Genomic DNA, 23814 nt, shown 5'->3' on the forward strand with positions numbered 1-23814 from the left:
GTGTCAAATGCGGATAATAACGACAAGAACGTTCAATTCAACCAACCTGCACAGACAACATACTCAGCGAACCAGTCTCAATGCCATCCACAGGAATGGAAACCGTTTCTTTTCTATCCCACGTTCCCATGATATACAGCAACGGTAAAAAGTGTTCAGGAGATGGATTCGATAATAAGCCATCTTCTCTATCCAGTGCATGAATCAAAGGATAAGGTTGCTCATAGCTGGTAAGGTTATCACGCACATAATGGTTAAATGATTCCGCCCACGGGTATGGTTCCGCATTAGGTTCTTGACGCTTCATGGTACGAAGATTGTGTACCACATTACCACTCCCCAAGATTAAAACACCTTCATCTCGTAATGCAGCCAGCTTTTTCCCTAATTCATAGTGGTACGTCGCTGGCTTGGCGTCATCTATGCTCAGTTGAATCACTGGAATATTAGCTTGAGGATACATCTTAATCAGAATACCCCAAGTCCCGTGATCCAATCCCCACTGATGATGATCGGCATAAACTTCCACTGGTTCCAGCATCTCCTGCACTAAAACCGCCAATTCAGGCGATCCCTTCGCCGGATACTGAGTTTCATACAATTCCTGAGGGAAGCCACGAAAATCATGGATAGTCTTCGGTTGAGTCATGGCTGTTACCGCAGTGCCATTGGTATACCAATGAGCAGAAATCGCTAAAATCACTCTGGGTACAGGCAGCCTTTCGCCAAGTTCACGCCACACATTGGTATAGCGATTTTCTTCCAGTACATTCATTGGACTGCCATGACCAATAAACAGTGCCGGCATTCTGGAAATATTCATAATGACCTCTCACGCCCAATATAGGTAATTTTAATACTTGCGGACAGGTTACGCCTTTCAGATAAGCAAAACAGTGGGCTAACGGTGATGGAGTTTTTCAAAAAAACTGAAAAGCCACAGCTTGCGCAAACTGTGACTTTAGAGAACGTGTAGGTTATAACTGATATTTCATCCGGCTATCGGACAATTAGGTTTCAACTTGCTTTCTGTTCTATTGCCTGACGATAAATCACCAGATCCTCAATAGTGACTACCGGCATATTATGTAGTTTCGCAAATTGCACTACCTCAGGAGTACGCGCCATTGAACCGTCATCATTGGTTAATTCGCACAATACACCTGCTGGTTTAAATCCAGCTAAACTGACTAAATCAATTGTTGCCTCAGTATGCCCCTGACGAACCAATACACCACCAGGTTGGGCACGCAGTGGAAAAACATGTCCCGGTCGGTTCAAGTCACTTGGTTTGGCATTATCTGCAATCGCTGCACGAATGGTTGTGATGCGGTCAGCCGCAGAAACCCCCGTCGTCACTCCTTGAGCGGCCTCAATGGTTACGGTGAATGCAGTCTGGAACGGGCTAGAGTTATTTTCTACCATCATGGGCAATTGTAATTGCTGACGGCGCTCTTCTGTCAGACATAAACAGACAATGCCACTGCCATGACGGATAGTCAGTGCCATTTGCTCTACGGTCATTGTTTCGGCCGCAAAGATAATATCACCTTCATTTTCACGATCTTCATTATCCAGCACCATCACCCCCCTTCCATCACGCAAAGCGTTAATGGCGTGTTCAACACGTTCTGATGATGTGCCATATTCAGAAAGTAGCGTCTGATTCATGGTAAAGAAACCTCATTAAAATTTATGGATTACCAGAATCAGGGCGGTCTTGAGGAGTTCTCGCTATGACATAATATTCATAACACAATATTAAATGCCATTTTAAATGCCATAGCCGGAACAACAGACGAGCGCAAAGCCCGACAGATGCCGTTATTCTCTCCCATCCGGACTATTACCGTCGGCTCCAGAATTACACTGGATCTGCTGACCTCCGCTTTATCATAAAGATAACCACAAACGGAGCGCTCGCGGGCTTCATCATGCCCCCCAAAAGATGGACTGATGTTTACCGCCGGTGGGGACTTTCACCCCGCCCTGAGATAAGCCAGTGAACTATAACGCTAATATTTGTCGGCGGCAATCAACAAAATCAAATGTGAAACCTGGCTCACAATGACTTGTGGTTTTACTATCTGGTATTACACTATTCAGAAATTATTTATGTCATAAAAAGGATGCATCATGCTCGATCCCAAAAAAATTGAACAAATTGCCCGCCAGATCCAGGATTCTTTACCAAAGGGGGTTAAAGAGTTCGGTGGTGATGTAGAGAAAAAATTACGGATGATTTTGCAATCCCAACTTGGCAAGCTTGATTTAGTGAATCGTGAAGAATTTGATATTCAAACTCAGGTTCTGTTACGTACTCGTGAAAAATTGACCGCGATGGAACAACGTTTAAGTGAAATAGAAGCGAAGATTGAGAATAAGAATGTTCTATCTGCTGATTACACGGCAAAAAAAGAAGAGTAATTATTACCATACATAAAAATAACCGCGATAATGAGCAGATATCATATCTGCTCATTACCATCACCACACTTAATTAGAAATTAAATGCTGTTCTTTGCCGTAATGCTCAGAACGTGGGCCATAAAGCAAACTATGACTACCACCGGCTGTCAGTAAGCGGTTACTTGTAATGCCAGCAATTTCATGACCTTTATCCATAATGGTATTAGCTATCTGTGAAATTACGGCAGATACCAACATGCCAACAAGACTATTCGAATTGTTTTGATTTTCAGTTGATGAAGCCGTTGCACGGCCATACCACAGTTGTTTGCCAGTACGCAAATCCACCAGCTTCGCTGAAGCCGTTACACGTGTATCGCTGTTGATAATCTGATATTGCGTACCATATTCCTCAATATCCAAATAGAGCGCTGAATCTGCACCAAAAATATCATGCAATTTTTTATAACTGATATTCTGAACATCCTGTGCCGCTGTCACGCCATTTTGCTGAAATGCTTCTTCCACAACAGCAACCGGAAAAACGTAATAGCCAGATTCTGCCAATGGATATGTCACATGAGAAATTAGGCTGTGCCCTGCTTTAACTTCCAAAGATTTATTTACCGCTGGCAAAACCAGAATAGATTTAGGTTTGCTTTCTCTAAATGCGGTGTAATCATAAGGGACAGATTTACTACATCCTGTCAGCACAAATGCCGCCAATAGACTTAATGCGACGAGAATACGGTTCATTGCATAGTTCCTTTATTTTTACTTAATAAAAAATCCATAAATGGCGCTGACTCAGGAAATAATTTTTTCTCTATTTCAAACTGATGGAATGCTTCTGAAACACGACCTGTTTTGCTATAAAGCAGACCAATTTGAGCATGCAACCCAGGCGGTACAGGCTTATCTTTCGCTTTCGCTCTTTCAATTACCTGCTGCAAAGCCTGTAACTGCTCTTCAAACCCCATCTTATCTTGCTGATAATATTGATAAATTGTAGGTTGATATTTATCCCACTCATAAATTGTTTTTGGCTGCGTGACGCAACCCGCTAAGGTCATAGCTGCTAGCAATAAACCCGCTTTTTTCATTAATATCATAAATATATCCCTATATTTCTTAATTAGACGGCTTCCATGCACCGGTTTCAATACTTTCAACCAGACGGTTTACCGCTTCACGAATAGCCAGATCCAGCACTTTACCATTCAGAGTGGAATCATAGCTGGCAGTGCCACCAAAGCCGATAATTTCACGGTTGGATAATTTATACTCTCCTGCTCCTGCCACAGAGAAAACCACTTCGGAAGTTTCTACATTCACCACATTCAGCATGACCTTAGAATAAGCTACCTGTGATTTACCACGCCCTAACAAGCCCCATAACTGATGATCACCCACTTCTTTGCGGCCAAATTCAGTCACATCACCGGTAATAACGTAAGTAGCACCTTTCAACTTCTGCGATTTACCTTGTAAACCCGCTTCTGTTTTCAGTTCCGCCATATTGGTACGTTCCAGCACCGTAAAACGCCCAGTTTGCTGTAAGTGCGAGATTAAAATCGTTTTAGATTGATTACCAAGGCGATCAACGCCGTCGGAGAAAATCCCATTTTGATAACTGGAACGGTTTTCAAACTTACCGATCGCAATTGGACTACGAACACCCTGATATACCGTATTATAAGAATTAACTTTTTGTACCTGAACGGTATTAGAAGATTCAGTTGTACACCCTGCTAATATTGCAGAAGCTAAACAAATTGAAGATAAAATTAACTTACCTTGCATAAAAACGTATTCCTGCGTAAAAAATTTATCCGTTTATCTACTAACCTTAAAATGTAAAAGTTATAGATAACATATTTCATTAAAAAATCATTTACATCAGAAATCATTATGAATAAGCCAGCGTTATGTGACCAGCATTTTATGCCATAAAGATAAAAAACTATCTGTTACATCACACTTTTTCAGATTAATGCCCCATCATCCCAGATAATAAAATTACATTAACTTGAATTGTTATTATAATATTTTGGTAATATTTATGTCGTTAATTAAATTACTCGCACCCAGTATTACAAATATCTATATTATTCATGATGAAATATCACTCAATTAAACACAAATTAAATAAAAAATAGCCGGGAAGATTTCATCTCTTACCCGGCTTTCATTCTAATAATATGATCAAATATACCTTATAGATTTCAAGATGCATCGCGACGGCAAGGGAGCGAATCCCCGGGAGCATAGCTAACTATGTGACCGGGGTGAGTGAGTGTAGCCAACAAAGAGGCAACTTGAAAGATGACGGGTATAAATAATCTACCGCGTTCAATGCAGTAATATCTTCCGGCTGTTTTCAATGACAAGCTAAAGCATTATTTACTGATTTTTAATCGCCTTGATGATATTGGTTGTTGAAATACCATCTTCAAAGTTCAATACTCTGACTTCTCCGCCCGCAGCCCAAACTTCTTCACTGCCAGCAATTTCTCCCGGTTGATAATCGCCCCCTTTTACCAATACATCCGGCAAAACATCCGCAATCAATCGCTGTGGTGTATCCTCTTCAAACGGCACAACCCAATCCACCGCACCCAGAGCAGATAATACAATCATGCGTTGTTCTAGTGGATTAACAGGACGGCTCTCACCTTTCAGCCGTTTAGTTGATGCATCACTGTTAACAGCAACAATTAACCGATCACCCAGTTTACGAGCATTCTCCAGATATGAGACATGGCCTGCATGCAAAATATCAAAGCAGCCATTAGTCATCACAATCCTTTCACCACGTTGACGAGCATCAGCAACAGCCTGTTTAAGCTGAAATTCAGTCATCACACCAAAACCCGTTTCAGCGCGGCCACGAATAGCATTTTCCAATTCAATCGGTGAAACGGTCGATGTTCCCAGTTTGCCAACGACAACCCCCGCAGCAGCATTCGCCAAGAAACAAGCTTCATTCAGTGGCTTTCCAGCCGCAATCGCCGTTGCTAACACACCAATGACCGTATCACCTGCACCCGTAACATCAAACACTTCCTGCGCCTGCGTAGGCAAATGTAATGGCGGTTGATCAACACTCAATAAACTCATCCCCTGTTCAGAACGGGTGATCAATAATGCTTGAAGATCCAAATCCTTAACTAGCCGAGTACCTTTCTCAACCAATTCATTGTCATCTTTGCAGTGGCCCACCACCGCTTCAAATTCAGACAGATTCGGCGTGAGTAAAGTTGCCCCACGATAACGCTCAAAATCATTACCTTTCGGATCGATTAACACCGGGACTTTAGCCGCGTTTGCTAGCTCGATCATTTTCTGAACCTGACTCAGCGCACCTTTGGCGTAGTCGGACAGAACCAATGCCCCAATATGGGGTAACGCCTGTTCAATGCGCTCAAACATCGGCTGTGCATCGACGTTATCGAAACCTTCTTCAAAATCTAAGCGAATTAACTGTTGATTACGGGAAAGTACCCTCAGTTTGGTAATTGTCGGATGTGTCGGAACAGAAACAAAATCACAACGCACCTTAACGCTACTCAGTTTCTCATTCAGCGCATGTGCTGCGTCATCAATCCCAGTCAAACCGATTAAATGCGAATTTGCTCCAAGAGCCGCAATATTCATAGCAACGTTAGCCGCGCCTCCCGGACGCTCCTCAATGGTATTGACTTTTACAACAGGCACCGGCGCTTCCGGTGAAATCCGGCTGGTCGGTCCATACCAGTAGCGATCTAACATCACATCACCGACGACTAAAACTCCTGCACAGTGAAAATCCGGGAGTGTCATTTTCATCCCTTGCTCCAAATATTAGATATTAAATTGGTACCAAATATTATCATACGACCGTGAAATCCCTACACCAAACCAGTAAAACCCGTTATTGTTCACCCAACCACTGTTGCCAACTACGAAGTACCCGTTCCTGTTGTTCACTGAAACAATGGGTTGATACTCGACTGGAAAGCGTCTGTAGCGCCAAATGGTGCAGTTCATCACGCATAGAAACGTAAGCCTGAGTTAATGCGGCTGCCTCATCTTCATCCATAATTTCATAAGCCGCCATTAATTGAAAAATTCGCACATTATCCGACCAACGCACCAAACGCTCATTTTCAGCCGCGTAACAAAGCACCAAATATTGAGCAATAAATTCGATATCTGTGATCCCCCCCGGATCAGCTTTAATATCAAATTGATCTGAATGGTGACTGCCTAAATGTTTATGCATCTTTTCCCGCATTTCCCTTACCTGCTGACGTAACAAAGCGGGTTCTCGTCGCGTACATAACGTCTGATGGCGTATCCGCTCAAAATCTCGATGCAAGTTTTCATCACCAAATACCATACGAGCACGTACCAACGCCTGATGTTCCCAAGTCCACGCTTGATTCTGCTGATAATCAGCAAACGCGCCGATGGTACTGACTAACATGCCTGATTCCCCGGAAGGACGCAGGCGGACATCCACGTCATACAACACGCCAGAGGAAGTTCGAGCACTGAATAAGTGCATAATTCGTTGGGCAAGGCGCAAATAAAATTGCCGGGCATCAATCGATCGATTGCCATCAGTCATCACATCCTCCGGGCAATCAAGCAGGAAAACTAAATCAAGATCAGAACTGTAACCTAACTCCCAACCACCCAATTTGCCATAACCAATCACCGCAAATCCCAGACCTTGCCGCTGACTCAGATGTGATGGAACACCATAACGTTTTGCCATTTGTCCCCACGCCTGTTGAACGACTGCTTCAATAATCGCTTCGGCCAAATAAGTGAGATGATCACTGACTTTCATCACCGGCAATACACCAGTGATATCCTCCGCCGCAATCCTCAGTAATTGCGCCTGCTTAAACTGGCGGAGCGCTTCTAATTGTTGCTCTTCATCATCTTCTGGTATCCGCAATAAATATTGTCGCAACTCATCTTTATAAGCATTCAGCGACAAAGGTTCATACAGAAATTGTGGATCAAGCAACTCATCCAGCAACAATGGATGGCAGGCAAGCTGAGTTGCAATCATCGGTGAAGCAGCACACAACCGGATAACATGTGTTAATACAGCTTCCGATTCAAGTATCAGTTCCAGGTAAGTTGTACGGCTGACGATACTTAACAGCAACGGAATAACCCGCTCTAGCACTATATTAATATTTCGATTATTAACATCTTGATTATTGACATCTTGCCGCAAACAAATTTTTGCCAACAAACGTGGCATCAGATGGTCAAGCACATCGCGCCCACGCGGGCCAATGGTTCTTTTGCCCACATCATGACGGAACACAGAAATAATCTGCAATATCTGCTGTGCAATCGCTTCATCCAAGTGCGGAGCCAGTATGATTAACTCTTCTTTTTCGAGATTTTCCAGCCACAGACTTTTAAATGGCACATGACCAGCTTCCTCTTCACTATTATCACTGTCATCGCCAATTAATTGCGTAAAAATAGCCCGAACAGCGCCCATCTTGTTGTTCAATTCAATTATCAGAGCATCCCAACTTTCAAACCCCATGCCCCACGCCAGTCGTGAACGATCCAGCTCATCTTCCGGCAAAGTCTGAGTTTGTTGATCGTTAATTGACTGTAAAAGATTTTCTAACCGCCGCAAAAAGAGGTAACCATCAGTAAGTTGTTTCACCTGCAATGGTCGTAAAAGCGCCAACTGCGCTATTATTTGCAGAGTGGGCAACAACGCCTGAGATTGCAAACACAGTTCACGTCCACCACGAATAAGCTGGAATACTTGGGCGATAAATTCAATTTCACGGATACCACCAGCACCCAGTTTGATATTGTCTTTCAAGCCACGGCGACGCACTTCTCGTTCAATCATACCCTTCATATTTCTCAGGGATTGAATCACACTGAAATCAATGTAACGGCGAAAAATAAACGGTCTCAGCATCCGGCGTAGCTCTTCACCATACACTTGGTTGCCAGAACCCATAATCCGCGCCTTTACCATCGCATAACGTTCCCAATCACGCCCTTGCTCTTGGTAGTAATCTTCCAATGCAACAAAACTGAACACCAATGGGCCACTATCACCGAACGGACGCAAACGCATATCCACCCGATACACAAAACCATCCACAGTTTGCTGATCGAGCACTTTGATAAGACGCTGCCCCAGACGAGTAAAAAACTGAGCGTTATCCATTTCACGACGGCCGCCTTGGGTAAAACCGTTTTCAGGATAGACAAAAATCAAATCAATATCAGAAGAGAAGTTCAACTCGCCACCGCCGAGTTTTCCCATACCGAGAATTAATAGTGGTTGCGGCTCGCCCCGCTCATTACAAGGGGTTCCCCAATCCTGACAACAGCGTTGATATAACCAATCACGCGCCGCAATAATCAACGTTTCAGCCAACATACTGAGTTGTTGCAGCGTCTCCTGAGTCGTAATGCGATACAGTGCCTGCGACCAGGCTATTCTCACCAGAATCTTGTTACGAAACTGACGTAAAACCCGCATAAGGGTATTTTCATCCTCTACCGATGCGAGTAACTGTTGCAGCCATTCAGCATATTGATGCCACTCCTGCGTTCCTGGTGGGTGTTGGCGGATCTCAGCTAACCACTCAGGATGAGCTTGCAGGTTTTCAACAACAAAATCACTCAGTGACAATACCGCCAACTCATGAGCAGAAAAAGGCTCAACATTTAACGCCAGTTGTTGAAAATGTTCAGTCACACGCTGTAGCTGAGCCAGAAGCGGGGTTGAAAGTGGCAACATAGAGAATTCCTGTTATTTAAGCGGAGAGATTTATTAACCACATAGATTTATTAACCACATAGTCAGTGCCAACTTACATTGCAAATAGAGCGAGCTATAACATAGCGTTTCAGCTTCTGTTTCCGTATCCAATAATTTCTGGCTGATAGCAACTAATTGATTATCCAACTGTTTCGGCGCACCAGGATATCCAATCGTCTGATGAATCAAAGTCAATACTTGCTTTAAACCATCCCGACCATCCGATAAACCGGCCAACCAACGTTCTTCTTGTTCTTGCCAATGGGCCAACATTGACGTGAGTACCGAAGGTAATGACTGCTGCATATCAATTTCTACCTGAGTTGAAAGCAAAGCTGCCTTTGGTTTTCCCTGAGCTAACTGATAACCACGAGCGGCTTTACTTTTATTTCCTTGCCGCAAGCCGTTTGATTTTGCCAACTCAACCGCCAATGCTAATACATCGGTTATAGTTCCTTGCTTTAACTCCAATTCAAACTCACAAATTGGCTCCTTGCGATTAGCTGCAATAATTTCTCCCTGATCGAGCACCACTTCAATCTCACTTTGTCCATAAGTTACCGCCCACTTCTCCCGCATAAAGTCAGTACTGAATAACGCATTCAAGCGGGATTGCAACGCTTCCACATCACAGTTGTCAGGCCAGATGTGCTGTGGAAACAGAGTCAATGCCAGTTCCGGTTTTGCCAATGGCACATTATATTCCGGTCGCTGATGCAACCCGCCAACCACCTTACCGGCTGTTTTGATCGTCATCTCATATTGGTCATCAAAACCACGGAGCCGCAACCCCATATCAAGACCACGCAGTTGGTTATCCGACGTTTCGAAATAGGTATTGGTCAACTTTTGGGGAGAAAAATAGTCATGAGGAAATAACAGTAACTGCTGACGAATTGCAGGAATAGCTTGTGGTTTGGCAATAAGTTTTAATTCAATTTCTACACTCATATCTGCACCATTGATGACAATCTTTGCCCTTCATCTTACCTTGATTTCGCTTTTTTCCACGATGAGTAAGAAGAAAATTAAAATTTCTCTTTCCTGCAAGTTATGATAGTAATTAACAGGAAATGTTTCGTTCAACAGACAACAAGCCATGTATTCAATCGATTAGAAAAGTGTCATTTTGGTTTACCGATTGCTCTAGCAAACTTAACTCTTTACTATCAAATTCTAAACTCACCATAGATAAAGAACAGTTGAAATCACAATGCGAAAATTACATTTACTTCTTACGGCACTATTGAGCCTAAGCTTTTCGCTGACTACCCTCGCGGAAGAAAAGCGCTATGTATCTGATGAGTTATCTACCTATACACACGCCGGGCCGGGTAACCAATACCGTATAGCCGGTACACTAAATGCCGGTGATGCAGTCACGTTGATAAGCATCAATCGGGATAGTAATTACGCTCAAGTTAAAGATGATAAAGGCCGTCTTGTCTGGCTACCAGTTAACCAGCTTAGTAATAAACCCAGCCTGCGTACCCGCCTGCCGGAGTTAGAACAAGAAGTGAAAACATTGACGGATAAGTTAGCCAATATAGATAATAACTGGAATCAGCGCACTGCCGATATGCAACTGAAAGTTGCCAATAGCAGTAACATTATTGCAGAGTTGAAAAAAGAGAATGAGAAGTTGAAAAACAAACTGACGGTAGCAGAAAAAAAGCTCGATGCTGCAAATCTGCAACTTGATGACAAACAACGCAATATCATTCTGCAATGGTTTATGTACGGCGGTGGCGTTGCAGGCGCTGGTCTAATCTTTGGGTTATTACTGCCACATATGCTCCCACGCCGTAAGCGTAATGACCGTTGGATGAGTTGATTAAGGAACATATTAGGTGAAAGTCTATCTGGTTGGCGGCGCAGTACGTGATCGCCTGCTAAATTTTCCTGTAAACGAGCGGGATTGGGTTGTTGTGGGCGGAACGCCAGAAGAACTGTTATCCCAAGGATATCAGCAAGTTGGCAAAGATTTTCCGGTGTTCCTGCATCCCAAAACCCACGAAGAGTATGCACTGGCACGCACCGAGAGAAAATCCGGCCAGGGATATACTGGTTTTACTTGCCATGCTGCGCCAGATGTCACACTGGCAGACGATTTGCAGCGCCGTGATTTGACAATTAACGCGATTGCTCAAACACCTACAGGTGAACTTGTCGATCCTTATCATGGTGTCGATGACTTAAACAATCGTATCCTACGCCATGTTTCTGATGCTTTCTTTGAAGATCCGCTAAGGGTATTACGAGTGGCTCGTTTTGCCGCTCGTTTCGCCCATTTAGGGTTTACTATCGCGCCAGAAACACAGGCATTAATGTCAAATATGGCAATTAACGGCGAACTATCAGCACTCACACCAGAACGTGTCTGGAAAGAGACCGAAAAAGCGCTTGCCACCCATTCTCCTCAAATCTTTTTTCAGGTTTTACGTGATTGTGACGCATTAGCGGTGTTGTTTCCTGAAATCGATAATTTGTTTGGCGTTCCCGCACCAGAGAAGTGGCATCCTGAGATTGATACCGGCATTCATACGTTAATGGTGCTGAAAGTAGCGACTGAATTAACAGATGAAGTCGATAGCCGTTTTGCTGCTCTATGCCATGATCTTGGTAAAGGGCTGACTCCGCCAGAACAGTGGCCTCACCATTATGGACATGGGCCAGCAGGTGTTAAGTTAGTTGATCAATTGTGCCAACGTCTGCACGTTCCTAATTTTGCCCGTGATTTGGCAAAACTAGCTGCTCAGTATCATGATTTAGTGCATACCGTCGCTCAATTGCGGCCAAAAACATTACTTAAGTTGTTTGATGCCATTGATGCATGGCGTAAACCTCAGCGAATAGAACAATTGATTATCATCAGTGAAGCCGATGCTCGGGGTCGTACCGGCTTTGAAAATACGCCATATCCACAAGGTGATTATCTGCGACAGGCTTTCAAAATTGCCAGCCAGGTTCAAGTAAAAAATATTGTAGACAGTGGGTTACTTGGTGCTGACATTGGTCATGAGTTACGACGTCAACGTCAGCACGCATTAGCGGAATGGAAACAACAAGACCATACTGTTCAAGACAATACCGTTCAAGACAATACTGTTACCTGAAACCTCCCCTGATATCAAACATTGAGCAATCTTCGAATTAAATTGATATCAGGGGAACCATTCGCTACATAAATACCCAGTAAACAGCGGCTGCCACAATAAAGCGGTAGATAGCAAATGGGATAAAAGATATACGCTTAATCAATGCCAGAAAAGTTTTAATGGCGACTAACGCGACAACAAATGCCGTAATAAAACCGACAGCAAACATTGGGATATCAGCAGCACTCAAAAAATGCAGGCTCTTATATAAATCTAATCCACTTGCCCCCATCATCATCGGTACAGCCAGAATAAACGAGAATTCTGATGCAGTATAACGATTAACCCCCATCAGCATTCCACCAGAGATTGTCGCGCCTGAACGGGAAAATCCCGGCCACAACGCCAGACACTGAAAACAGCCAATCATAAAAGCCTGACGATAAGTAATATCATCCAGCCCTTCTGCTCTCGGTGTTTTAGGTTTCAAGATTTCTGCTGTAATCAGCAACACACCACCAATAACCAAGGCGTACATCACGCTTTGTGGGTTAAACAGCGATTTAATGACATCGTGAAACAGCAGCCCAAGCGTCACCGCAGGTAGCATTGCTAAAATAATATGACTCAGTTTCAGTTTGCCATTGGTTTTACCTTCGTGGGGAACTTCACCAAAGTGGATACCAATGAGTCCAAACAAGCGACGCCAAAACACCACCACCACCGCAAGGATAGATCCAAGTTGGATAATAACTTCAAATGTTTCAGCTTTATCGCCAGTAAATCCCAACATATGGCCAACGATAATCATATGGCCGGTAGAGGAAACAGGAAGAAATTCAGTTAGCCCTTCAACAACACCAAGAATAGCTGCATGAAACAAGGTAGAAAGGTCAGTCATATAGAAAAGTCGCCCATTAATAAATATCCGAAACAAGTAGCATGGAATAAACTCAGCTACCATTATTCCCATTGTCATTAATCAATTGACATAATTATCAAGCCTGGCACCACTGCATGCCAGTCTATGTAAGAACAATGACAATAATATGGCAGCCAAATTCACTACTGATCAGATTATTTTTTTCTTTCAATAATAACACCCACTTGACGAGCCTGCGCGACAGCACCTGGTTTACTGACTTTTATCCGTACCCACGGCGAATTAAAACGTTTTAACAGCAGATCCGCTACCTCTTCAGCCACTCTTTCAACCAGAGCAAAATTCTGATTTTCTACATGATTGATGATTGCTTCGCTAACTTTGGCATAATCCAGACAATATTCGACATCATCACTGGATGATGCACGTTTATTATCCCATCCCATTTCGATATCGAACACTAACTTCTGTTTAATGGTCTGTTCCCAGTCGTAAACACCAATTGTGGTAATAACGACTAACTCCTCAATAAATACGATATCCATCACGTCATTTTCCTGTTTTTCAATTTGTCGGATACCACTTCCGACTAAATATGCGTATTATCCATGACTAGACTAAGAAAACGATCATTATTATTGGGGAGACATTATGAGTGCTATCGCGCTTGGCATGATCATCTTCGCGTATCTCTGCGGTTCAATCTCCAGCGCAATACTTATTTGTCGTCTGGCTGGGTTACCTGATCCTCGTCAACATGGCTCAGGCAACCCAGGCGCGACAAATGTACTGCGAATTGGTGGCCGCAGTACCGCGGCAATAGTACTAATTTGTGATGTTCTGAAAGGGATGATCCCCGTCTGGTTGGCTTATCAACTCTATGTTCCCCCGTTCTATCTAGGAATTACAGCAATAGCGGCTTGTCTCGGTCATATTTACCCGATCTTTTTCCAATTTAAAGGCGGTAAAGGTGTCGCAACCGCTTTTGGCGCTATCGCAGTAATCGGTTGGGATCTAACAGGTTTGATGATGGGTACCTGGCTGCTAACTATATTACTAAGCGGCTATTCCTCTTTAGGGGCAATTATTAGTGCCTTGATAGCACCGTTCTATGTCTGGTGGTTTAAACCTGAATTTACTTTCCCCGTCGCCATGCTCTGCTGTCTGGTGTTACTGCGTCACCATGATAATATCCAGCGTCTGTGGCGCGGCCAAGAAAGTCGTATTTGGAACAAGCTCAAAAAGAAAAAAGAGATGACCGAAAAAGAAAAAAACCAAACAGAAAAAGAGCAAAGATAAAAGAAGATCAACAACAGAATCGGATAAAAACCAGCAACTCATTGAGTTACTGGTCTTTTATTTGAAGACTTATAATGCGGGTAATTCCGACAATGGCCAGCGGGCTTTGACTGTCACACCAAGTGAATCACTCACCTCTCCTTTTAGACGGATCATACCGGCAAGCGCAATCATGGCACCGTTATCTGTACAGAATTCAGGACGCGCATAAAATACTTCGCCACCCAATTTTGCCATGACCTCTTCCATCTTGGTGCGCAATGTACGATTGGCGCTGACACCACCTGCCATTACCAGTCGTTTGAATCCGGTCTGCTCAAGCGCTCTTTTACATTTAATCGCTAATGTATCAACAACCGCATCTTCAAAAGCTCGGGCAATATCCGCTCTAGTCTGCTCATCATTGCTATTGCTATGAATAGTATTAGCAGCAAAAGTTTTCAATCCTGAAAAACTAAAATCCAGCCCAGGACGATCTGTCATCGGGCGAGGAAACACAAAACGCCCAGCTTCTCCTTTTTGAGCCATCCTAGAGAGTATCGGCCCTCCAGGATAATCCAACCCCAGTAGCTTAGCTGTTTTATCAAATGCTTCACCGGCGGCATCATCTATTGATTCACCAAGCAGCTCATACTCACCAATACCCGTTACACTAATGAGCTGTGTATGACCACCAGATACCAACAACGCCACAAATGGGAATTCAGGGCTGTTATCTTCCAACATCGGAGCCAGTAAATGCCCTTCCATATGATGAACAGGAATCGCAGGAACATCCCAAGCAAACGCCAGAGAACGGCCAATCGTCGCCCCCACCAACAATGCCCCAACCAGACCAGGGCCTGCCGTATAAGCCACCGCATCAATATCTTTACGGGTTAATCCTGCCTCTTTCAAAGCAGCTTGAATCAAGGGTACTGTTTTGCGGATATGGTCACGTGAAGCCAATTCAGGCACGACACCACCGTAATCAGCATGCAGTTTAATCTGACTGTATAATTGATTTGCCAATAAACCGGCTTTGTCGTCATAAATTGCGATCCCGGTTTCATCGCAGGACGTTTCTATACCTAAAACTCGCATTACACTACCTATATTCCACAGAAGAGAGCCAGTTTATCATTAATAAGATAATTTGCGCGGCTTACATGCTGACTATTTTTGCTGCTTAGTCTATAATCAGCCCTCTACGTAAAACTCCTGTGTGGTTATCGTCAATATTACGGAACTGATTTGCAAATCACCGCCGTGATGTTGTTGTTTCAATTTGCGGCGGTGCTTTACAAAGCCGTGTTCATTGAAGTAAAATTCCGCACCATTTTAAGATGGCTGGCATCCCACGCCAGCAAGACCGATTTCTATTGAGGTGAGAGGCACATGCCGGTAATTAAAGTACGTGAAAACGAGCCATTCGACGTAGCATTGCGTCGCTTTAAGCGTTCCTGCGAAAAAGCAGGTGTATTAGCAGAAGTTCGCCGTCGTGAATTCTATGAAAAACCAACGACTGAACGTAAACGCGCTAAAGCTTCTGCTGTAAAACGTCACGCTAAGAAGCTGGCTCGTGAAAACGCACGCCGCACTCGTCTGTACTAATCCTTGCGGTTGATCCGCATAGTGATTGAATTTGCAGACAACAGTAGTTGCAGATAAAGGCCGTGCTTTCCGAAAGGGAGCGCGGCTTATTGTCGTTCATCAACAGGCGTAAAAGGGCTTATGGCTGGACGAATTCCGCGCGCATTTATCAATGATTTATTAGCTCGTACCGATATCATCGATCTGATCGATGTTCGTGTGCCACTTAAAAAACAGGGTAAAAATCACCACGCGTGCTGTCCATTTCATAATGAAAAGACACCCTCGTTTACTGTTAATGGCGATAAACAGTTTTATCATTGCTTTGGTTGCGGAGCTCACGGCAACGCCATCGATTTTCTGATGAATTACGACAGACTTGAGTTTGTCGAATCCATTGAAGAATTAGCTGCCATGCATGGTCTGGAAGTCCCTTATGAAGCGGGTTCCAGTAGCAGTCAGATAGAACGTCACCAAAGACAAAACCTTTATCAACTGATGGATAAGCTTAACAGCTTCTATCAAAATGTATTAAACACCCCCGCTGCACAACAAGCCCGGCAATATCTGGCTCAGCGTGGGCTTAGTGAAGAAATTATCCACCGTTTCTCGATTGGTTTCGCTCCCGCTGGTTGGGGTAACACCTTGGAACGGTTTGCTCATAATGCGGAAGAACATCGACAATTAAATGACGCCGGAATGCTGGTCGCGAACGACAATGGCTACACGTATGACCGCTTCCGCGAACGAATAATGTTTCCAATCCGTGATCGTAGAGGGCGCGTGATTGCATTTGGTGGACGTGTTTTGGGAAATGCACTCCCAAAATACCTCAACTCACCAGAGACCGAAATTTTCCATAAAGGCCGTCAGCTATACGGCCTCTATGAAGCGCAACAAAATTACAGTGACCTTTCACGGTTATTAGTGGTTGAAGGTTATATGGACGTGGTAGCACTGGCGCAGTTTGGTATTGGTTATGCTGTTGCCTCGCTAGGTACTTCCACAACATCGGAACATATTCAATTACTTTTCCGCACTACTGATAACGTCATCTGCTGTTACGATGGCGACAGAGCCGGGCGTGATGCGGCATGGCGAGCATTAGAAACCGCGCTACCTTATCTGAATGATGGTAGGCAGTTACGTTTTATGTTTTTGCCTGATGGAGAAGATCCTGATTCACTAGTCCGTAAGGAAGGCCGAGAAGCATTTGAACAAAGAATGGAACAATCTCATACATTGTCTGAATTTCTGTTTGAATCATTACTGCCACAAGTCGACCTGAGTAATCCTGAAGGAAAAACAAAACTCAGTTCGCTTTCTGTACCATTGATTAACCAGATCCCTGGGGAAACTTTGCGTCTCTATATGAGACAAGAACTTGGCAATATGATAGGCATTCCTGATGCAGTACAGTTGGAACGTTTATTACCGCAGCGTCTGGAAAGTGGGAATAATTATCAGATGCCGCAGCTAAAACCGACAACTATGCGTATACTTATAGGACTGTTGGTACAAAACCCACACTTAGCCGCTTTAGTTCCCCCCCTACAGGGAATTATGCAGGCCAAAATCGCAGGCTTACCATTATTTATGGAGCTTGTGGAGGTTTGTCTTACTCAGCCAGGGCTGACAACTGGACAACTGCTAGAACAATATCGTGATAATAAATTTAGTAAACAACTTGAAAAATTAGCTGCATGGAACGATATACAAGTAGAAGAAATAGCAGAAAATACATTTCGTGACGCATTGGATCATCTCGTTGATTCAGCGTTAGAAGAACGTTTAGACATTCTTATCGCCAGGGCAAGAACTGAAGGCCTGACACCGGAAGAGCGCGAAGAAGTTCGCTTGATTAATGAATCCCGTGCCAGAAAGTAAACACTGAATTCACGGCTTAAGTGCCGCATTAGGTAGGGAAATAACCCTACATTTTGCCGCTATAAGTGGGCAGCGGCAATATAACGAAAACGCCCTTAAAAGTTATTGTTGGCAGATTAGTTTCGCCGACCGACACCAACCCAAATACTCTGAAGTGTGGATACCGTCTTATGGAGCAAAACCCGCAGTCACAGCTAAAGCTACTTGTCACCCGTGGTAAGGAGCAAGGCTATCTGACCTATGCTGAGGTCAATGACCATCTGCCGGAAGATATCGTCGATTCCGATCAGATCGAAGATATCATCCAGATGATCAATGACATGGGCATTCAGGTAATGGAAGAAGCACCTGATGCCGATGATCTGATGCTAGCAGAAACCGCTAACGACACAGATGAAGACGCTGTGGAAGCTGCTGCGCAAGTCCTGTCTAGTGTTGAATCTGAAATCGGTCGCACCACCGACCCGGTACGTATGTACATGCGTGAAATGGGAACCGTTGAGTTATTGACCCGGGAAGGTGAAATTGACATTGCTAAACGCATTGAAGATGGCATCAATCAGGTACAGTGCTCCGTTGCTGAATACCCTGAAGCAATCACCTATTTACTGGAACAATATGACCGAGTGGAAGCAGGTGAGGCTCGCCTGTCAGATCTCATCACCGGTTTCGTTGACCCAAACGCAGAAGAAGAGCTTGCGCCTACTGCCACTCACGTTGGTTCTGAGCTTCCACAGGAAGAACTTGATGATGATGAAGACGACGATGATGAAGACAGTGATGACGATAGTGATGATGACAACAGCATCGATCCAGAATTAGCGCGCCAGAAATTCCAAGAACTGCGACAACAGTATGACATCACCCGTCAGGAAATTAAGGAAAACGGTCGCAGCCATCCAAGTACTGCGGCTGAGATTTTAAAACTTTCAGAAGTTTTCAAACAGTTCCGTCTGGTACCAAAGCAGTTTGACTATCTGGTCAATAACATGCGTTCTATGATGGATCGCGTTCGTCTTCAAGAACGCCAGATCATGAAAATGTGTGTTGAGCAGTGCAAAATGCCGAAGAAGAACTTCATCACTTTGTTCTCCGGTAATGAAACCAGCGACATTTGGTTTACTGCTGCAAAAGCAATGAACAAACCGTGGTCTGAAAAACTACTTGAGGTGGAAGAAGAAGTACAGCGCAGCCTGCAAAAACTTCGTCAGATTGAGGAAGAAACTGGTTTAACCATTGAACAGGTAAAAGATATCAACCGTCGTATGTCCATCGGTGAAGCAAAAGCCCGCCGAGCGAAAAAAGAGATGGTTGAAGCCAACTTACGTTTGGTTATTTCAATTGCCAAAAAATATACCAACCGTGGCCTGCAATTCTTGGATCTGATTCAAGAAGGCAACATTGGCCTGATGAAAGCGGTTGATAAATTTGAATATCGCCGTGGTTATAAGTTCTCAACTTACGCCACATGGTGGATACGTCAGGCAATTACACGTTCAATTGCCGACCAAGCTCGTACCATTCGTATACCCGTTCATATGATTGAGACAATCAACAAACTCAATCGAATTTCCCGTCAAATGTTGCAGGAAATGGGACGTGAACCAACGCCGGAAGAGCTGGCAGAACGTATGTTGATGCCGGAAGATAAAATCCGTAAGGTACTGAAAATTGCCAAAGAACCTATCTCAATGGAAACGCCAATCGGTGATGATGAAGATTCACATTTAGGTGATTTCATTGAAGATACAACGCTGGAACTACCGCTGGATTCTGCAACCTCAGAGAGCCTGCGTTCAGCAACCCACGATGTTTTAGCGGGCCTGACCGCGCGTGAAGCAAAAGTACTGCGTATGCGTTTTGGTATTGATATGAATACTGATCATACGTTGGAAGAAGTCGGTAAACAGTTTGACGTTACCCGTGAACGTATTCGCCAGATCGAGGCGAAAGCACTACGTAAACTGCGTCACCCAAGCCGTTCTGAAGTTCTACGTAGCTTCCTTGATGAATAATCAGAAATTTTATTCATTCTGACTAAAAAGCGTCTGCTTCGGTAGACGCTTTTGTCTTTTATATCGAAGATACTCTAACCCCTCTGACAATATGGTATTTATGCAGAAATATCATCACAGACTACCCTGATATCACTCAATTAACATTCTCTCCAGCCGATAGATAAAAAAATCGATTTCCATTTGGTGATTAAAGAGGAATGTAAGGGATATAGTTGTCATTCAAATAATCGCTCATAAGATAGATTTTCATCAGAATAATAATATGACCAGATAACGCAAAATCGCTTCTGAAAAATTAATGCAGTGATAGATAAAAACGTTAAATAGGCCATAAAAACAACTAATATATATCACTCCCCATTTTCACGACTTATTAAAAACACGATTTTGCACATAAAATGATCATACGAATTTACAAAGCTAGACCGCGAGCAAAACTGTACGTATAATCCCTTCCATCCAACGGCCCCTTAGCTCAGTTGGTCAGAGCAGGCGACTCATAATCGCTTGGTCACTGGTTCAAGTCCAGTAGGGGCCACCAGATTTTAGCTGTTAAATCAGTACATTAGGCCACTCAAACAAGAGTGGCTTTTTTGTTTCTGGTAGTCAGTGGCGACAAAGATTTTTTCATAAAACCATTGCCTAGATGAAAACATACTAGCCAGCTTCAATTTCTGAGCAGGAGTTAGGCTATTTATCAACCTTGTTAACATTATCACTTTTTCCACCCTTATCCCTGCTTCCTCTTAAAGATAATGCGAGAAGCATAAATCAACTTTAAAAGCTTATTCTGGACACCGAATAGAGTTGCAATTGAGGTTTTAACACTTCGTGCGACAAGCTGTAATGAATTGCCTTAATAAGATCAACTACAATTTTCTATGTGCATTAAGATCTAGTCTCCAGTACGATTTGATCTTGACTATCGTACCATGTACGAATATCATGTTTCCATATATAGGCACGGATGTTTTTTATGGAATATCTGGTTTTTATCGAAACTCCCGTATTTAGTAGAGAACGAGCAGAACTGTTAACCGATGATGAATTTAGGCTATTACAGGAGCACTTACTAAAGAATCACGAGCAGGGTAGTACCATCAGCGCTACTGGAGGATGTAAAAAGATTCGTTGGCAGCGAGAAAGGATAGGAAAACGTGGCGGAGTAAGAATTATCTACTATGCCATAACCAAAACTGGGAGGCTCTATCCCCTTTTGATTTATCCTAAAAATAAAAAAGATGACTTAACTCCAAAAGAAAAAGAGATACTTAAAGCCATCAGTAACAAATTACAGTAATTAACACCGCGCAGATACGCGGCAATGTTCATACAACAGGAGAGACTATGGACAAAAAACTTTTTAACGATCTGGTTGAAAGCATGAATCAGATGGTAGCAATTGAAAAAGGCGAACTTTCTGTTTCTGATGAAAATATCCATTACCATCGCCTGCCTGATGTAAAAAACTTACGTGAAACCTTTGGCTTAAAACAAAGTGAATTTGCCGAAGCTGTTGGCGTTTCTGCATCTCTGATTCAAAGCTGGGAACAGCACCGCCGCATTCCTTCTGGTTCATCACTGAAACTACTTAAGATGCTTGAACGTAATCCTGCGCTTATTAATGAATTAAGCACACTTTAATACTTTCACTTTCTCCTTGTCGTAATGCAAAAGGATAAAATAATTTCAGTTCTGTATATCCTGTAAAGCCGCGCTCTATCTGATTTCTATGATAAAGCACGGCTTCCTTTCGTGATCTTCTTTTTCACGTAAAATAGAATTTTTCCTTTAATATCATTGTATTGTAATTATCTTTGTGATCCTCTTTTGATCCAAAAACTGAAATTTCCTGAAAATCTTTTCAATCATTTCAGTTTGTGATTTCTCCCACTCCGCCAATGCTGGCACGGTTTGGCTGTTTACCTTATAGGATTTTAAAACTGAAAAAATTTTTTGATCCAAAACGTGCAGGCGGGTGCGGTGTAGTGCCGTTTTCATCATAAGTTCATTTATTTCGTCATAAGTGCAACGAGACAAGCCGTCACTAAGGTATTTATTTGATTCTTGAGTCAGATGGTTCAGGCAAGGGAGGTTAACACCTTGCCTGAAATGAACGCCGGTCTGCAAACCCTGTTTGAATCGCCACCACCAAAGAGGAAAGCAGGAATATGAAAAAAGACTGGCATACCGCCGATATTATCGCTCGATACGTAAGAAGAATAAAACGCTGGCATCATTATCCAGAGAGCACGGTTTAAGCTCTTCAACATTAGCAAACGCTTTAACGCGTTCCTGGCCTAAAGGGGAATTACTGATTGCTCAGGAAATTGGTGTCACCCCTGCTGAAATATAGCCCAGCCGGTATTTTGACGAAAATAAGCAGCCTATCAAACAAACCGTCCGAAATGATTTACCAAACAATTCTGATATCACATAAGTTATTTCTATATCCGAAAAAGTAACAACAACCTTTAAACCACTAAGCTAATATAACACGCTGAATTATCAGTTTTTTATTACACTTATTGCCCATTCTTTTAATATCAGAATTGTATTCATAGCTCTATGAAGATGTAAAACAGCCCGCATATTTTGCGGGCGAGATAATTAATCAATAATGTGTTTCAAACCATCAGAACACGAACCCATAGCGTCGATTGATACCACATTTAAAAAGGAGTCAATGTTATTATGTGTATGACTCGCGGTAAACTACACTAATCTGTTGGCTATCCTCCCATACTACCGAAGCAATAACCGCTTGAACACGGGTTCAAGTCCAGTCGGGATGACCAAATTTAAGCTGTTATATCAATATATTGGGCCACTTAAACAAGAGTGGCTTGCTTGTTCAAAAGCGGTAAATGTTAAAGGCCACCGGGAGGTTACCCCAATGGCCTTAGCTACGTTTCCGTTATCTATTTCAGAAATGCACGGATCAGCTCTAAAAGCGCGATTAACACTTTGAGAACGATGATAGCAGTGTCAATAAATGCTTTCACCCGTTTGCTCCAGTTAGGAGCACGATTTAACCAACCATTGCCTTTACGCTGCCTGTCCGGCTGGCCCTCATCTGTGTTAGCAGGAGAATATCGCGCTCTGACCGAGGCACTGAATCAGCACCACCTGTACTCAGCCAGGACTTAAGAAAACTTGCGTCAGAGATACACAGGTCAGAACGCTACCCCAAACTAACAGCCGTTGATTATAGGTTTATTTTCAAATGATTCAATCAATTAAAATGATGAGTAGATAAAAATAAAAAACCAACTGGTGAAGTTGGTTTTTTATTTTAACCCTTGGATAGGGCGGTTTGTCTTTGTGCTATACGAGATTGGTAGCCTCGGTTCTAGCGCGACATTCTCCTGCTAACATAATCAGTCTACACCTTAAAAAAGGTGTTATCAACCTATGTCATAGCGTAAAGAACCTCACACAAATGGACGATATTCACCCAATCATAGGCGAATACTTCTGTTTCAATCCATCGAATTTATAAGCTATGCCCCTTATCACGCTGGCGTTCCGGCGTACCTGTGTTGTGGTAGGTATGGGCAGCGGTCTGTTCCGCTAGTGCTTTAACCACATCCAGCTTCTCTAACATCAAGGTCATGACATTGATTTGCTGGTTTCCCTCAAACCACAAATATGTAAGCCCGAAAACTGAAATTTATTGGAAACTTTTCAGTTGGCGATTTCTCTCGCGTCATCAATGCTGGTGCGATCAAATGAGGCTACTCCGTAAAAGAGATTTTATTTTTAACGGTTAATAACAACAAAACGGCGACAAAAATTTTCTTAGCAACCCCACCCTTCAACTAAGAAAACAAAGCTACT

At 43.2% G+C, this 23814-nt stretch carries 24 protein-coding genes, 1 tRNA gene, 1 pseudogene and 1 riboswitch; of the genes and pseudogenes, 13 read left to right on the forward strand and 13 right to left on the reverse strand.

Annotated features, from left to right (window positions below; translation table 11 throughout):
- Positions 1 to 37: 37 nt before the first annotated feature.
- Both ygiD and ribB read right to left on the reverse strand, forming a co-directional pair.
- Positions 38 to 823, reverse strand: coding sequence for a 4,5-DOPA-extradiol-dioxygenase (gene ygiD, locus EAE91_RS08865; RefSeq protein WP_214088172.1), 786 nt, complete (start codon positions 821 to 823; stop codon positions 38 to 40).
- 194 nt (positions 824 to 1017) lie between these two features.
- Positions 1018 to 1671 (reverse strand): 3,4-dihydroxy-2-butanone-4-phosphate synthase, encoded by a 654-nt coding sequence (gene ribB, locus EAE91_RS08870; protein ID WP_214088173.1) that lies wholly within the window; start codon positions 1669 to 1671, stop codon positions 1018 to 1020.
- A 151-nt stretch (positions 1672 to 1822) separates the two neighbouring features.
- A riboswitch (FMN riboswitch) is annotated at positions 1823 to 2000 on the reverse strand.
- A gap of 136 nt (positions 2001 to 2136) precedes the next feature.
- On the opposite strand from ribB, the gene ubiK reads away from it, so the two are divergent.
- Positions 2137 to 2427: a ubiquinone biosynthesis accessory factor UbiK gene (gene ubiK / locus EAE91_RS08875; RefSeq protein ID WP_214088174.1), complete on the forward strand. Its 291-nt coding sequence runs from the start codon at positions 2137 to 2139 to the stop codon at positions 2425 to 2427.
- A 69-nt stretch (positions 2428 to 2496) separates the two neighbouring features.
- Here the strand turns inward: ubiK and EAE91_RS08880 are convergent, their stop codons facing one another.
- The 6 genes from EAE91_RS08880 to EAE91_RS08905 all read right to left on the reverse strand — a co-directional run bounded on the left by EAE91_RS08880 (position 2497) and on the right by EAE91_RS08905 (position 10168).
- Positions 2497 to 3165, reverse strand: a complete 669-nt coding sequence (locus tag EAE91_RS08880; protein ID WP_214088175.1) for a DUF799 domain-containing protein — start codon at positions 3163 to 3165, stop codon at positions 2497 to 2499.
- The gene (locus EAE91_RS08885; protein WP_214088176.1) at positions 3162 to 3521 is read right to left on the reverse strand and encodes a DUF4810 domain-containing protein; all 360 of its coding nucleotides are present in this window, start codon (positions 3519 to 3521) and stop codon (positions 3162 to 3164) included. Before EAE91_RS08885 ends, EAE91_RS08880 begins: the two co-directional genes overlap by 4 nt.
- 19 nt (positions 3522 to 3540) lie before the next feature.
- Positions 3541 to 4212 (reverse strand): CsgG/HfaB family protein, encoded by a 672-nt coding sequence (locus tag EAE91_RS08890; RefSeq protein ID WP_214088177.1) that lies wholly within the window; start codon positions 4210 to 4212, stop codon positions 3541 to 3543.
- Positions 4213 to 4812: 600 nt separating this feature from the next.
- Positions 4813 to 6237: a bifunctional D-glycero-beta-D-manno-heptose-7-phosphate kinase/D-glycero-beta-D-manno-heptose 1-phosphate adenylyltransferase HldE gene (hldE, locus tag EAE91_RS08895; protein ID WP_214088178.1), complete on the reverse strand. Its 1425-nt coding sequence runs from the start codon at positions 6235 to 6237 to the stop codon at positions 4813 to 4815.
- An 85-nt stretch (positions 6238 to 6322) separates the two neighbouring features.
- Positions 6323 to 9196, reverse strand: coding sequence for a bifunctional [glutamate--ammonia ligase]-adenylyl-L-tyrosine phosphorylase/[glutamate--ammonia-ligase] adenylyltransferase (gene glnE / locus EAE91_RS08900; RefSeq protein ID WP_214088179.1), 2874 nt, complete (start codon positions 9194 to 9196; stop codon positions 6323 to 6325).
- Positions 9197 to 9229: 33 nt separating this feature from the next.
- Complete coding sequence (locus EAE91_RS08905; protein WP_214088180.1) at positions 9230 to 10168, reverse strand: CYTH domain-containing protein; 939 nt, start codon at positions 10166 to 10168, stop codon at positions 9230 to 9232.
- Positions 10169 to 10430: 262 nt separating this feature from the next.
- On the opposite strand from EAE91_RS08905, the gene EAE91_RS08910 reads away from it, so the two are divergent.
- Entirely contained in the window at positions 10431 to 11051 is a 621-nt protein-coding gene (locus tag EAE91_RS08910; protein ID WP_214088181.1) for a TIGR04211 family SH3 domain-containing protein, read from the forward strand.
- A gap of 16 nt (positions 11052 to 11067) precedes the next feature.
- Positions 11068 to 12333, forward strand: coding sequence for a multifunctional CCA addition/repair protein (locus EAE91_RS08915; protein WP_214088182.1), 1266 nt, complete (start codon positions 11068 to 11070; stop codon positions 12331 to 12333).
- Between the two features lie 64 nt (positions 12334 to 12397).
- Here EAE91_RS08915 and bacA read toward each other — a convergent pair whose 3' ends face one another.
- Both bacA and folB read right to left on the reverse strand, forming a co-directional pair.
- A complete protein-coding gene (bacA, locus tag EAE91_RS08920; RefSeq protein WP_214053630.1) occupies positions 12398 to 13216 on the reverse strand; it encodes an undecaprenyl-diphosphate phosphatase in 819 nt (272 codons plus the stop codon).
- A 176-nt stretch (positions 13217 to 13392) separates the two neighbouring features.
- A complete protein-coding gene (folB, locus tag EAE91_RS08925; RefSeq protein ID WP_214088225.1) occupies positions 13393 to 13743 on the reverse strand; it encodes a bifunctional dihydroneopterin aldolase/7,8-dihydroneopterin epimerase in 351 nt (116 codons plus the stop codon).
- A gap of 106 nt (positions 13744 to 13849) precedes the next feature.
- On the opposite strand from folB, the gene plsY reads away from it, so the two are divergent.
- The gene (gene plsY / locus EAE91_RS08930) at positions 13850 to 14497 is read left to right on the forward strand and encodes a glycerol-3-phosphate 1-O-acyltransferase PlsY (protein ID WP_214088183.1); all 648 of its coding nucleotides are present in this window, start codon (positions 13850 to 13852) and stop codon (positions 14495 to 14497) included.
- Positions 14498 to 14566: 69 nt separating this feature from the next.
- On the opposite strand, the gene tsaD is transcribed toward plsY, so the two are convergent.
- On the reverse strand, positions 14567 to 15580 hold the full coding sequence (gene tsaD / locus EAE91_RS08935; RefSeq protein WP_214088184.1) for a tRNA (adenosine(37)-N6)-threonylcarbamoyltransferase complex transferase subunit TsaD: 1014 nt from the start codon (positions 15578 to 15580) through the stop codon (positions 14567 to 14569).
- Positions 15581 to 15730: 150 nt separating this feature from the next.
- On the opposite strand from tsaD, the gene EAE91_RS24570 reads away from it, so the two are divergent.
- The 7 genes from EAE91_RS24570 to nadS all read left to right on the forward strand — a co-directional run bounded on the left by EAE91_RS24570 (position 15731) and on the right by nadS (position 21618).
- Entirely contained in the window at positions 15731 to 15862 is a 132-nt protein-coding gene (locus EAE91_RS24570; protein WP_280520275.1) for a hypothetical protein, read from the forward strand.
- 12 nt (positions 15863 to 15874) lie between these two features.
- Positions 15875 to 16090, forward strand: coding sequence for a 30S ribosomal protein S21 (rpsU, locus tag EAE91_RS08940; RefSeq protein WP_001144069.1), 216 nt, complete (start codon positions 15875 to 15877; stop codon positions 16088 to 16090).
- Positions 16091 to 16210: 120 nt separating this feature from the next.
- Positions 16211 to 17956: a DNA primase gene (dnaG, locus tag EAE91_RS08945; protein ID WP_214088185.1), complete on the forward strand. Its 1746-nt coding sequence runs from the start codon at positions 16211 to 16213 to the stop codon at positions 17954 to 17956.
- 170 nt (positions 17957 to 18126) lie between these two features.
- Positions 18127 to 19971 (forward strand): RNA polymerase sigma factor RpoD, encoded by a 1845-nt coding sequence (gene rpoD, locus EAE91_RS08950; protein WP_214088186.1) that lies wholly within the window; start codon positions 18127 to 18129, stop codon positions 19969 to 19971.
- Between the two features lie 467 nt (positions 19972 to 20438).
- Positions 20439 to 20515: transfer RNA gene (locus EAE91_RS08955), tRNA-Ile, on the forward strand.
- Between the two features lie 435 nt (positions 20516 to 20950).
- Entirely contained in the window at positions 20951 to 21274 is a 324-nt protein-coding gene (locus EAE91_RS08960) for a type II toxin-antitoxin system RelE/ParE family toxin (RefSeq protein WP_214088187.1), read from the forward strand.
- Between the two features lie 47 nt (positions 21275 to 21321).
- Positions 21322 to 21618 carry a NadS family protein gene (gene nadS / locus EAE91_RS08965; protein WP_113044380.1) on the forward strand — a complete coding sequence of 99 codons (297 nt, stop codon included), beginning with the start codon at positions 21322 to 21324 and terminating at the stop codon, positions 21616 to 21618.
- 153 nt (positions 21619 to 21771) lie between these two features.
- On the opposite strand, the gene EAE91_RS08970 is transcribed toward nadS, so the two are convergent.
- A complete protein-coding gene (locus EAE91_RS08970) occupies positions 21772 to 21975 on the reverse strand; it encodes a hypothetical protein (RefSeq protein ID WP_244868745.1) in 204 nt (67 codons plus the stop codon).
- A 170-nt stretch (positions 21976 to 22145) separates the two neighbouring features.
- On the opposite strand from EAE91_RS08970, the pseudogene EAE91_RS08975 reads away from it, so the two are divergent.
- Positions 22146 to 22330 (forward strand): annotated as a pseudogene (locus EAE91_RS08975) (helix-turn-helix domain-containing protein).
- 565 nt (positions 22331 to 22895) lie between these two features.
- Here the strand turns inward: EAE91_RS08975 and dinQ are convergent.
- Entirely contained in the window at positions 22896 to 22967 is a 72-nt protein-coding gene (dinQ, locus tag EAE91_RS24960) for a damage-inducible type I toxin DinQ (RefSeq protein ID WP_376744746.1), read from the reverse strand.
- On the opposite strand from dinQ, the gene EAE91_RS08980 reads away from it, so the two are divergent.
- Positions 22951 to 23124, forward strand: a complete 174-nt coding sequence (locus EAE91_RS08980) for a hypothetical protein (protein ID WP_214088188.1) — start codon at positions 22951 to 22953, stop codon at positions 23122 to 23124. The two genes, dinQ and EAE91_RS08980, sit on opposite strands and share 17 nt — an antisense overlap.
- Positions 23125 to 23814 lie beyond the last annotated feature (690 nt).

The organism is Photorhabdus noenieputensis (assembly GCF_018448935.1).
Lineage (GTDB): Bacteria > Pseudomonadota > Gammaproteobacteria > Enterobacterales > Enterobacteriaceae > Photorhabdus > Photorhabdus noenieputensis.